General features: G+C 35.9%; 9 protein-coding genes and 1 pseudogene. 3 read left to right on the forward strand and 7 right to left on the reverse strand.

Features of this window, described 5'->3' with window-relative positions; genetic code table 11:
- The first annotated feature begins 84 nt into the window (after positions 1-84).
- Positions 85-1653 carry a two-component system sensor histidine kinase NtrB gene (locus V4T18_RS11875; RefSeq protein WP_332649627.1) on the forward strand — a complete coding sequence of 523 codons (1569 nt, stop codon included), beginning with the start codon at positions 85-87 and terminating at the stop codon, positions 1651-1653.
- A gap of 650 nt (positions 1654-2303) precedes the next feature.
- Here V4T18_RS11875 and V4T18_RS11880 read toward each other — a convergent pair.
- On the reverse strand, positions 2304-3692 hold the full coding sequence (locus V4T18_RS11880) for an aldehyde dehydrogenase (RefSeq protein WP_332649629.1): 1389 nt from the start codon (positions 3690-3692) through the stop codon (positions 2304-2306).
- A gap of 229 nt (positions 3693-3921) precedes the next feature.
- Between V4T18_RS11880 and V4T18_RS11885 the strand changes: the two genes are divergently transcribed.
- Both V4T18_RS11885 and V4T18_RS11890 read left to right on the forward strand, forming a co-directional pair.
- Positions 3922-4068 (forward strand): hypothetical protein, encoded by a 147-nt coding sequence (locus tag V4T18_RS11885; RefSeq protein WP_332649631.1) that lies wholly within the window; start codon positions 3922-3924, stop codon positions 4066-4068.
- A gap of 381 nt (positions 4069-4449) precedes the next feature.
- On the forward strand, positions 4450-4944 hold the full coding sequence (locus V4T18_RS11890; RefSeq protein ID WP_332649633.1) for a hypothetical protein: 495 nt from the start codon (positions 4450-4452) through the stop codon (positions 4942-4944).
- Positions 4945-5015: 71 nt separating this feature from the next.
- On the opposite strand, the gene V4T18_RS11895 is transcribed toward V4T18_RS11890, so the two are convergent.
- From V4T18_RS11895 to V4T18_RS11920, 6 genes and pseudogenes are all read right to left on the reverse strand, one after another.
- Entirely contained in the window at positions 5016-5591 is a 576-nt protein-coding gene (locus V4T18_RS11895) for an RloB family protein (protein ID WP_332649635.1), read from the reverse strand.
- Positions 5592-5593: 2 nt separating this feature from the next.
- A complete protein-coding gene (locus V4T18_RS11900; RefSeq protein ID WP_332649636.1) occupies positions 5594-6868 on the reverse strand; it encodes an AAA family ATPase in 1275 nt (424 codons plus the stop codon).
- Between the two features lie 224 nt (positions 6869-7092).
- Positions 7093-7620, reverse strand: coding sequence for a YceI family protein (locus tag V4T18_RS11905; RefSeq protein ID WP_332649637.1), 528 nt, complete (start codon positions 7618-7620; stop codon positions 7093-7095).
- A 193-nt stretch (positions 7621-7813) separates the two neighbouring features.
- Positions 7814-8545 carry a class B sortase gene (srtB, locus tag V4T18_RS11910; RefSeq protein WP_332649638.1) on the reverse strand — a complete coding sequence of 244 codons (732 nt, stop codon included), beginning with the start codon at positions 8543-8545 and terminating at the stop codon, positions 7814-7816.
- Between the two features lie 10 nt (positions 8546-8555).
- Positions 8556-9242, reverse strand: a pseudogene (locus V4T18_RS11915) (ABC transporter ATP-binding protein); the annotation flags it as partial.
- A 189-nt stretch (positions 9243-9431) separates the two neighbouring features.
- The gene (locus V4T18_RS11920) at positions 9432-11942 is read right to left on the reverse strand and encodes an S-layer homology domain-containing protein (protein WP_332649640.1); all 2511 of its coding nucleotides are present in this window, start codon (positions 11940-11942) and stop codon (positions 9432-9434) included.
- Between the last annotated feature and the right edge of the window lie 333 nt (positions 11943-12275).

Genomic DNA, 12275 nt, shown 5'->3' on the forward strand with positions numbered 1-12275 from the left:
TTCATTTATCATAACAAAATTCAGCATTTATCGACACTGTAAAATCATGTATTATTAAAATATTAACGTGTGTTGAGGTGCATTATGCAACAACTAGAAATTTTACATAAAAGGAATTTGTTTATTTATTATTCTTTACTTCTCTCAATTGCTGCATATTTTATAATACTCTTAATTGGAATAATCGAATATCGCTACTATTATCCACACTTTGCAGTACTGTCTATTATCTTTTTAGGACTTTTATTTTATTTAAAAATAAGTCCACGTATAATTCAAGTCGCTTTATTAACCTTTTGGAATTTTAATATTATTTTTTTAGTTATTCAAAGTAATCTATTAATTCCTTATTACTGGTTTGTGTTTTTTATTCTTCTGTCAACAGTCTATCAATCAATCTTTATTAATATTTTTATTTCACTCTTATCGTTTATAGAAATTTCCCTGCTTTATAAGTATTTTTATGAGCCAATGAGCATTACAGCCCCACAATTAACAAAAATGTATGCTAGCTATTTATTACTTGTTTGCTTGATAGGCATTCTACAAACATTATATATAAAAAAATTGTGGAAAAGGGTTGAAACAGCCAATTTAGAAAGGGAACGAGAGCTTACCTCTACCGAAGCCTATTTACAGCTATTTTTTGAACAGGCTGGCGATGCAATAGCGGTATTTGACTTAGACGATAAAATTATTACTGTAAATCCGGCCTTTGAATCCCTTTACGGTTGGTCGAAAGAAGAATGTATAGGAAATTCATTGCCTCTCGTGCCCGCGAAAAATGTAGATGCAGCACAAGATCGCTTACAAAGGCTAATGAGAGGGGAACGCTTTAATCTATTTGAAACCGAGGATATGAAAAAAGACGGAACAATTTTTGATGCACAAATATCTTTGGACCCTATTTATAACCGACATAATGAGATGATTGCTTTATCAGTTATCTCCAGAGATATTTCATATATTAAAGAAAACGAGCGTTTAAAAATGCAGTCTGAAAAATTAAAGCTTGCCGGTGAAATTGCAGCTGGTGTTGCACATGAAATTCGCAACCCGATGACTGTAATCTCTGGCTTCGTTCAAATGATTAATGCAGATAGTAATTCACCGTATAAGCGATATACAGAAATTATTCAATCAGAAATTGATCGTATCGACATCATTATTTCTGAATTTTTAGTCTTATCACGCCCTCAATTAGGTTCATTCAAGGAGCTTAATATGCATGATATTGTAAATGAAATGGTAACTTTCTTTAAAATAGAATGTCAGAATCGAAATATCGAACTTTCTAAAAGAGCAAAGGATGTTTATGCAGTTATTAATGGAAATGAGAACCAAATCAAGCAAGTATTTATCAATATTATGAAAAATGCAATCGAAGCAATTGATCGAAATGGAAAAATTTCAATATCGCTTTATACCGAAAGTGGGTATGTTTTCATTCATTTGAAGGATACAGGTATCGGCATTCCACAGCAGATGCTTGAGCGGATTTTCGAACCATTTTATACGACAAAATCAAAGGGCACCGGTCTTGGCATGATGATTACAAATAAAATCATTCAAGATCACGGTGGAAAAATTACCATTCAAAGTCAAGAAAATATCGGTACTGAAATCCTAATCAAAATCCCCATTCTAAATTAGGAATTTCATAAGTATGAGAACCCTTTAGTATGTCGACAAGGCTGAATTAAATGTATTAGTTCCTACACAATCGACAAATAGGCAATAAAAATAGTAAGATTACAATTCAAGGCAAGCCCAGACACTTTCCAACAAAAAGTGGAGTGATGGGGCTTGCCGATTTTTATACAGCTTTATAAACTAAAACAGGTGTGTTGATTATCAAAAAAATTCCAATATAGAAGCGTGTTTTTTTAGCGAAATGTCCTATAAAATGACTCGCTAGTTGATTGCAGCGGAATCGGCGAGAATGTAGCTGACGGCATTCGCCTTTCGCTACAGAGCAGTGTTCTTATACACCGGAAGTGAAGCGGCAGGTGCAAAGCTTCCTACGGGAATAGCGAATTACTACCTGTGACGAAAGCGTAGCGACAGTCACATGAGCCGAAAACCCCGCAGGAAATTTATTTTCGCGAAAGCGAAGCGTCAGCGGCAGTGAGGCACGAGCGACGAGGAGGCTGAGGCCATGCCCGTGGAAAGCGAGCCGGATGTAGCTGGAATCAACGTTTACCATGATTAATTTTTTAAAATTAGGTAAATCAACACGCTTGAAACTAAAATAAAGTTTGTCTAGAGTCTATGAGAATCCAATACATATAAGTTCCATTTTCTTATTTCATAATCGCCCGTACGAGTTTTACTTTTTGCTTATATGGTGGGAATAACAAATTATTCGCCAGCTTCGAGGAGCGCTTTAAGATCGACTTTGGATGGGTAAAGTTTTCAAAGCTCGCTTTCCCATGATAGGCATTCACGCCTGAAGGACCTACACCACCAAATGGTAAATGAGCATTTCCGACGTGCGTCACAACATCATTAATACAGCCTCCACCGAACGGTAGCTCATCTAAAAAGTACTTCATAGCGTTTTCATTTTCCGAGAAGAGATAAGCAGCAAGTGGCTTTGGCAGCTGTCTAATACGATGAATAATCATCGGAAGCTCATTATAAGCCATTACCGGTAGAATTGGACCGAATAGTTCATCTTCCATTACAGGACTTAACCAGTTGACGTTTTCAATAATAGTTGGCTCGATAAATAAATCTTCTTTAACCGTACTTCCACCGAACGTAATATTTGCTGATTCTATTTTTATAATGGATTGTAAACGATCAAACTGACGCTCATTAATAATCCTTCCAAAATCCACACTTTTATGAATGTCCTTGCCATAAAAAGAAATAATCGTTTTTTTCAATAGATCCACGAAATCTTTATAAACTGATTTATGCACAAGAACATAATCTGGCGCCACACATGTTTGACCAGCGTTGCTAAATTTCCCCCAAGCTATGCGTTTTGCTGCTACTTCTAAATTCGCTGTATGATCAACGATTGCCGGACTTTTTCCTCCAAGCTCTAGCGTATGTGGAGTTAACCGCTCTGCTGCAGCCTTCGCTACAATCTTGCCAACAGCAACACTACCGGTAAAGAAAATATAATCGAACGGTGCATGAATTAAAGCCGTCACTTCTTCCTTTTCCCCTTGGACTACACGAACATAATGTGGTTCAAAGGTTTCTTCAAGAATCGTTTTGATAATTTCCGCTGTATTTACGGAAGCTTCGGAAGGCTTCACAATAGCTGTATTTCCTCCAATAATTGCACCGATTAAAGGCTCCATCACTAGCTGAAACGGATAATTAAATGGACCAATTATTAATACAACACCGTATGGCTCACGTACAATGAAGCTTTTCCCCGGCTGAAATTGAATTGGCGTTTTTACAACTTCTGGCTCCATCCATTTATCAATATTGGCAACCATATAGGAAATCGAATCAAGGACAATGCCAACCTCAGTGGCATATGCCTCGAATTCACTTTTATTTAAATCAAGCTTTAATGCTTCAATTACTTTTGATTCATATTTTTTTATAGCTGCCTTTAATTTTAATAACTGCTGCTTTCGGAAATTAGCATCCTTTGTTGCACTTGAAAAATAAAAACCTCGTTGCTCTTCAATCATATTTTCAACATCTTGAATAGTAAACCTCAAATTAACTTCCTCCTTTTTTTTCGTTTCATGCATAATCCTTTTAGTAACTCACATATTAACTATGTATACATTACTACAACGGTCTTGTGAAATCCTTTAATTAAGAACAAAGCAAGAAAAAAATCGTACCATTCGAGACGAGTCCTTACAACTTAATACATCCTTGTACATTTCAGTTCGGCAATCCAATTAAATACTTATTTTTCAAAGTATAAAGGAGGCAATTATGATGATTATTACTGAAACTTGGTGGGAAACAATTTTTTCTGGTGTATTAGCTATAGGAATTAATGAGCAAAAGGTGTACCAACTAGAAGACGAATCATTCTTATACTATAAAGAACAATTGCCTAAAGAACACGACGATAACGACTAATAAAATAAGAAGAAAGCTAAAAACTAGTGCCATCTGTTTTTAGCTTTTAACGTTTTTTTGCTATTTCTCGTTTCGTCTCTTGATTACACAAAATTGTTTTTGTTCATCTATTAGATCGTTGGTAAAAGGATTGCTTTTGCAATCCTTACTATTTCATTTTTCTCCTACGTATTAATCCTCCTATACCCTATACCATTTTAAACGTTCGAATTTTAGTTAGAGGCTGTCATATTGTTTATATTATGATGATATTACGCCAAGTATACGAAGGCTGAACGTGACAATTTTATGCCAAAAATACATAATCAGAAAAAGATTCCATAGTACATGTTATAATAAATTTATTGCATTTAATTACGATTTTTGAGAGGAATTTGTTTGATGAGACAGTTTACAAAACTCTATATGGTCTTTATTTTACTGTTAATTATTTTAGGGATAGCCGGTTTTTTTATAGCTGGAGAGCCTGATCAAAAACAATTAGAGGAAGAAGCTTTGAATAAAGCACCGGGCTATGAAACAATGACAACCGTATCGGAAATAGTAAGCAAGCAACAACAAGATAATGCCCTTTTAGATATTATTGTAACACCAAAAGACGAAAATGAAGAAGTATTAATACAGTTACATGGACATGAACAATCATTAGAAAAGGATTTACTCTTAGATAGTTATCATTTACTTATTGAGCTGTCAGCAATTAAACCAATCAATTCTTTAACAATCTCATGGTTTATGCTAATTAATAATGAGAATGTCGAAGCATTAACGATGACATTTGATCGTACAGCATTAAATACTATAGATTCACACACGTTCGAGGAGCTTCCTACCGTTGCATCAAAATACCAAAAGCATGAAGCATTAAATCCTTAAAAAAAGGGTAGCTCAGATCGCCTTCTGAACTACCCTTTTCCCATTATATTTATCTATTTAGAAGTAATCTCCTAAAATATATATCTCAACATATCATGAACGTTGCAATACGGGTTATCACGACTGTCTGTATTTCGTAAATTCATCATTTCTAAGCAGTTTTTCATCGCCACTTCATGTCTTAAGGCTATCGGTGCAATGACTTCTGCATTCCCTTTATTTCGTATGTACCGTGCTACTTGTAGATGTTGCTCCATTTTTTCATTTAGCACAGCACGTGGATAAACTTCCTTCACATCAACCTGCTCAAAATGTAGTAGTAGCCATAATTCAAATGCTTCATTCGTATAGCCAATATGAATGCTATGATTTCTACAAAAATCATTCACTTCCTCTAATTGCTTTTCCGATAAATCGTCTTTATCAAAAACAATCCACACTTCATCGAAAGGCTGATAGCTTGAATCTCGATAAGCATGCTGTGCAAGCTTTAGGGCAGAGCGCTTCACGTTTTTGATTTTGACACTTACCATCTTCGAGCGCTTTAATATTCTCATTTGCTCAAAATAGATGCGCTCCGTTTCACCCTCACAGTAGATAAGAATCGTTTTTCGTAATGGCAGGTTACCTCTTTCACGCGTTCTCATAACTACTCTTCCTCACTTAAATATTGTTGGGATAAATATTCATTAATAACTGGTGTTGCACCAAATTCTCCCTTTAAATAGCGCTTAGCAACCGAAATATCTGCTCGCTTTTTATGAAGATCCGCAAAATCAAATAATGAATATAGCTCTGATTCATTTTTAAAGCTTTTATTTACAAACCAAATTTGGTCTGGGCGGAGCGGCTGATCAAGTAAATCAATTTCATGACTTGTTACGATAAACTGATTATACTTATTCCTTTTACTATTCATAATCGCCATTAAAAACTCACAAATCGACACATGGAATGCTGTATCAAACTCATCAATTAATATCGTTTTCCCTTTATTATGAGCATCAACCATCACACAGGCAAGATACAGCATTCGAACAGTACCCTTTGAATCCATCGTCCAGTTTATGGTTTTCGTCCCAATAGGTGCACCTATTGCATCAAAACTTAAATAATGAATATCGATATCTACCTCATGGATGACCCCATCTGACATATCAAAATCTTGAAGTATTGTATTTTTTTCTTTACGCTCTACTCGACGTGCCGTTAAATCCTGGATAGAAAAGTCTGCAATTTTTAAAAGCTTCAGTACTTCAAGCTTAAACGACTGCTCCTCCAGCTTACGAATCAACGGATGGCTTGAAAGTCGATGAGCCTCATCTAGAAATAGTATTTTATTCATAAACCAGTCAAAAATTTTAGCCGCCTGTGGATCATTAAAGACATTTAATATCGATAGGAACGCTGCATTAGGACGTGTATAATGAATTAACTCCTCATGCTTTTTACTTTTGACAGTATAATCGTAGTCATTTGTCCTTTCATTATAGGATCGAACAAATAAAGGCTTGGCTGATGCTTTTACTGTATTCGTCAAACGCTCGTATACGATTTTTTCATCACTATAATGCACTTCATATTCATAAAATTCACCATCTAAAAGGAGCGAAATAGCGAATTCTGTCGGCTCTTTTCGATTCTCACCAAGCTTAAATGGCTGATAAGGCAGCTTCATTTGCTTCACATTGCTTAACCCTTCAAAATTAAAGAGGAGGGAACGCAACACTTTGATGGCAGCAAATATATTTGATTTTCCGCTACCATTCGGCCCGAAAATAAAAGCACTCTTTACAACATTTAATTTATGTATTGTTATTGTATGCGTATCCTTTAACTTACGTACACGCGCACCTGTAACCATTGAAAAAACCGTTTCTTCCTTATAGGACAAACAATTTTTCACCTTGAAATCTACTAACAACTACCTTCCCTCATTTCTGAAAGTACTATTTTTAGTATAGCAAATTTTTCTAAGAAAAGCGCAAGCGCTGGAAGACCCGAATCGAAAGTATCTTTCCCGCTTTCGACCGAGGGGCTGGGCGCAGGAGCTAGACAATGCTCAAACCCCCAAAATTTAAACTAGCTTAAACCCTAACAAAAAAATCGACAATTCCAGACAAAGGAAAAGTCGATTTCTTAAGCTTATTATGCTGCTTTATTTAACTCTAGCTCTACATGAATTTTTATATCTTTTCCTACAAGTACACCGCCTGTTTCTAAAGCAGCATTCCATGTAAGACCGAATGCTTCACGATTAATTTTCGCTTCGGCCTCAAAGCCATATACTTCCTGCCCCCAAGGATTCGTTCCTTTACCATTATACTCCGTTTCAAATGTCACTTCTTTTGTAACATCCTTAATAGTTAAATTACCTGTCACTGCGTATGAATCACCCTGTTTTGTAATACTTGTAGACTCAAATAGAATGGCTGGGAAGGATTCTACATCAAAGAAGTCCGGTGATTTTAAATGATTATCACGATCTTCACTACGTGTATTAATACTTGCTACATCTAGCTTAAACCCAATGCTCGCTGTCGTTAAGTCAGCTAAATCATCCGCTTCCACATTAGCAGTATAAGCATCAAATGAGCCCTTTACCTTTGATACCATCATGTGTTTTACTGAAAAACCAATACTTGAATGCCCTTGATCAATGGTCCAATTTGTCATAATTGAAATCCTCCTTTTAATTATCTCGAATTCGAGATATATGTTAAAATATATATGATAAACATGGCTCATTTATGAATCATATTTATCATAATTAACTTACCTTATGTAACCTACTATAAAGATACAATTTACTTACGTCAAGTATAAAATAAAAAAACATATCCCCGTTGAGATATGCACGTAAAGAATACTAATTTTCTACAACTTTTGCATGAACGACAAAGCGTTCGTTATCATTTGGAGATATCGTACAAGTTGATAGCGTGACGATGCGGTCCGTAGTATTCACTTTAATTGGCATTGAAATTTCTGACCGAGACGTAATATCATTTAAAAAATCCCCATAGGACTCTTCTGTAAAATCCGTTTCAATATAATAAAAATCAGTCGTTGTTTTATAGGCAGTCAAAATATATAACTCATAGCTCGTATAAAGTATATCAAATGAAATGACCGCATGTTCCTCTGCATAGGTCTGATCACTAAAGTTAGATAGACCGCCAAACATGGACTCATTACGCATAACATGACCATATAAAATCGTATGTATCCCTAACTCTTTAAAGTCATTTCGAAAGTCCATAAAAATACTTCCGGCTCGATTTTCCTCGTCTAAATAATTATGATGTAAATAAAATTCGTTATCCTCCGCATGCATAATGGGATTATCTAGCTTCGTCCCATTCAATGCTATCCAGCCAACGATTCTTTCGTTTAATCGCAATAATTCTTGAAATCGCTCACGAACTGCATATTCCTTTGCTTCTTCCTGTTGTTCTTTTTCGACACTACCTGAATATACTTGCTGAACCTCATTTAGCTGTGACTCTACCTCGATGTACGTGTAAGCATATTGCCCAAGCATTACTGCCGAAAAAATAAAAACGATTACACAAACAATTTGCACTACTTTCTTTTTCATTCATTGCCTCCTAGATACTTAACGGCACCATATAGAATCCATGCTCTTCATCATCATGAAAGACTGCTTGCACGCCATAAACATCCTTAATTACATCCTTTGTAATAACTGCTCGTGGTGTACCTTCTGCAACAATTTGACCGTCCTTCATTAAGATTATATGGTCGCTATATCGAATAGCCTGATTAATATCATGCAACACCATGACAATGGTTAAGTTGAATTGTTCATTTAAACTCTTTACTAACTGGAGTAGTTCAATTTGATAATAAATATCTAAATACGTAGTCGGTTCATCTAAGCAAAGCATTTCAGATTGGTGAGCTAATGCCATTGCAATCCATACACGCTGGCGCTCCCCACCAGATAAAGCAGTCAGATCATCCTTCCGCTTTTCCAATAAATTAGTACATGGAAGCGCCCATTCAATGGCCCTTTCATCGTCCGGCGACCCTTTCTTTAAGATTGAACTGTAAGGCATTCCGCCAAATGCAACAAGCTTCTCAACCGTTAAATCATTTGGAATATCATTTTGCTGATAAACAATAGCAAACTTTCTAGCAAATTCTTTCGCCTTATATTCTAACAAATCTTTATTTTCAAGTATTGTGTGTCCTTGAAGTGGACGATGATTTCTTGACATAACATTTAGTAAAGTAGATTTCCCACTGCCATTCGGACCGATAATTTTGGATATTAATTATTAATTATGTAACAATTTGCCCCTTTTCTAGTTTGTTTCAGTCTAATAAGTGACCGTATTATTTTTTTCAATGAAAAAGCATAAGTTCAACATCTTAATGAACTTATGCTTAATACCACTTAATGAGGTAAAGAAAAACAAACTTATTGATAGCTCATTAAAGTGAGTCTTTTGCTGGAATTATTATTGATTATTTAGAGCTCTATACAATAGGGCAACGAATTCTGCACGTGTTAATTGGTTATTTGGATTAAACTTATCATTACTACCTACTGCAATTCCATGAGCTTTTAATGCTGAGATATAATCAAATGCCCAGTGTATAGCGGACACATCGTTAAATCCTTCTGTTCCTGTTAATCGTAATTTTAGCGCTAATGCTAACACCTTTGCCACTTCAGCACGTGTTATCGGCGTATTCGGTCTGAAATCTCCATTAAATCCGACAAAAAGACCCGCTTGTTGTACTAACATAATGGCTTCGTAATACGGATGACTTTTAGGAACGTCCTTAAACGCTTCCGGATTCTTTTTTGCGTCTAGCTGTAACACACGTGTCAGAATTACAGCAACATGCTGTCGTGTTATAGGCTCGTTAGGTCTAAATGTACTATCACCAAACCCCTTTATAAAACCTTGGCTTGCAAAATGAGCAATTGCTTCATATGCCCAGTGGTCAGCTGATAAATCCGAAAATTTCACATTGTTAACCGGCTCCTCTGGTTGTTCCGGCTCTGGAGTTGGTTGTTCTGGCTCTGGTTCTGGCTCTGGAGTTGGGATTGGCTGTGGTATAGGATTCGGATTAGAGCCACCGCCACCTGAAGAACTGTTCACCGTCCATACCGCATATAAAATCAGATTTGTCGAACCTAATGGTGCAGTTTGACCGTCTTTGTACATTGTACCTGTACCATCCTGTTTTGTATTCCATCCCGAGAAAACATACCCTATCTTTACCAATGAACCTATATTACCCTTTATCGTTACTGTATCTTGTTCTTGATAAGAATTAGTATCAATTGGCACTTGTCCACTTGTTGCACTATTTCCATCATACGTAACAGTTAGAAGCTGGCCTTTTATTGTGAATGAAATTGACACATTATTTCCTGCTGCATCCGTTACTTTTAATGTGTAATTCCCTTTAGTTTTAATAGTAGTTCCACTATTAAACGGATTCCCATTCAGGGTTGCCGTTCCTTCATTAAAAGAAATTGTGACGTCTGTATTATATACGCCGTTGTTCGTTACACCTGTCACTTCTGGTGAAGTTTTATCCACTGTAAACAACACTGTTGTTGAATTCCCTGCAGCATCTGTTACAACTAATGAATAATCCCCTTCAGTGCTGACTTCAGTGCCACTTGTAAATGGATTCCCATTCAGAGTTGCTGTTCCTTCATTAAAAGAAATTGTGACGTCGGTATTATATACGCCGTTGTTCGTTACACCTGTCACTTCTGGTGAGGTTTTATCCATTGTAAACGACACCGTTGTCTTATTACCTGCTGCATCTGTTACAACTAATGTATAACCCCCTTCAGTGCTGACTTCAGTGCCACTTGTAAATGGACTCCCATTTAGGGTTGCTGTTCCTTCACTAAAAGATATTGTCCTATTGGCATTATATACGCCGTTGTTCGTCACACCTGTCACTTCTGGTGGAGTTTTATCCACTGTAAACAACACTGTTGTTGAATTCCCTGCTGCATCTGTTACAACTAATGTATAACCCCCTTCAGCGCTGACTACAGTGCCACTTGTAAATGGAGACCCATTCAGGGTTGCCGTTCCTTCATTAAAAGAAATTGTGACGTTGGTATTATATACGCCGTTGTTCGTTACACCTGTCACTACTGGTGCTGTATTGTCTAATACTTTAATCGTAAAATGCTTATTGAAAGTATTTCCAGACGAATCTTGTGCAGTAATGGTAACACTATAAGAACTTTTAGTTGAGTAATCCAATACCGCACTTGTTTTTAATGTGTTTCCGCTAATACTAAAGGCTGATGCATCTGTACCTGATAAAGAGTAAGTGAACGTGTCCCCCACATCTGGATCAACAGCACTTAAAGTTCCAACAGTAGTTCCTAAAGGTTTCTGTTCCTCAATACTAGTATTAGATAAGGTAATATTCGTTGGTGGGGTGTTTTGTGGAAGTGTTGGATTGGCAATTGTGAATTCTAAAAAAGTTACATCCCATACGCCTTCAATATCTGCCGTAACAGTAATGACGAAATAATTAATACCTTCTATATTTAAATTAATCGTATAAGCCCTTTTTCCCTTAATAGAGTTTTCAGTATGCTCCCCTTTTAGATTGTGATTGGAATCATATCCTTTTATATTGATAGTGTATACATGAAAAAATGTATCTAACTTTAGCTGTGTTAAATCAAACGTACCTCCCGCAAATCCTTCACCAGCTGAAATAGTTACTGAATGCGGTCCAGGTCCCTCACTATCTAAATAATGGCCTGGAGGTAAATTGGCTTCGAAATTAGAAAATTTGAACGGAACAGAACTAGATGTTACGACAAACCCATTATTTGAATTTGATAACCAGTCAGATTGTGTTAAATCCTGAGTTAAATTGGGGTAACTAGCTGCTTCTACTTCAACCAGCGAACTAAGTGATATTACTTGTAATTGAGAAAATAACACGAGTATAAAACATAGAAATATTTTCATTATTTTTTTGTTCATCACTTATTAATTCTCACACCTTTCTCTATAATTTTTTGATATTGAATATTCAACCTCAAGGTGGAAACTTTCCTTTCTATCAAATAATAAAAGTTAACCCCAATATGATTGCATCCATTTCATTTCCAGTATTTTTTCTATTGTAAAGAATTTAAATCATCCCCTTGGAAAATTATAAAGGTCGAATATTAAAACTAGGTTAAATTCTAAAAATTTTTTCAAAAAAAAAAAAAAAAAAAAAAAATCCGAGCATACACTCGGATTAAAATGGTACCTGTGGATAGGACACTTGAAAAAGAGTGTGCTATTCACAGGTAT

The sequence above is a fragment of the Lysinibacillus sp. 54212 genome, assembly GCF_036662795.1.
Lineage (GTDB): Bacteria > Bacillota > Bacilli > Bacillales_A > Planococcaceae > Lysinibacillus_B.

What these genes read in the sequence shown, in the direction of transcription:
- V4T18_RS11905 (WP_332649637.1), bottom strand. Translation starts at nt 7,620, where the DNA reads ATGACAAATTGGACCATTGATCAAGGGCATTCAAGTATTGGTTTTTCA.
- srtB (WP_332649638.1), bottom strand. Translation starts at nt 8,545, where the DNA reads ATGAAAAAGAAAGTAGTGCAAATTGTTTGTGTAATCGTTTTTATTTTT.
- V4T18_RS11895 (WP_332649635.1), bottom strand. Translation starts at nt 5,591, where the DNA reads ATGAGAACGCGTGAAAGAGGTAACCTGCCATTACGAAAAACGATTCTT.
- V4T18_RS11920 (WP_332649640.1), bottom strand. Translation starts at nt 11,942, where the DNA reads ATGAAAATATTTCTATGTTTTATACTCGTGTTATTTTCTCAATTACAA.
- V4T18_RS11890 (WP_332649633.1), top strand. Translation starts at nt 4,450, where the DNA reads ATGAGACAGTTTACAAAACTCTATATGGTCTTTATTTTACTGTTAATT.
- V4T18_RS11885 (WP_332649631.1), top strand. Translation starts at nt 3,922, where the DNA reads ATGATTATTACTGAAACTTGGTGGGAAACAATTTTTTCTGGTGTATTA.
- V4T18_RS11875 (WP_332649627.1), top strand. Translation starts at nt 85, where the DNA reads ATGCAACAACTAGAAATTTTACATAAAAGGAATTTGTTTATTTATTAT.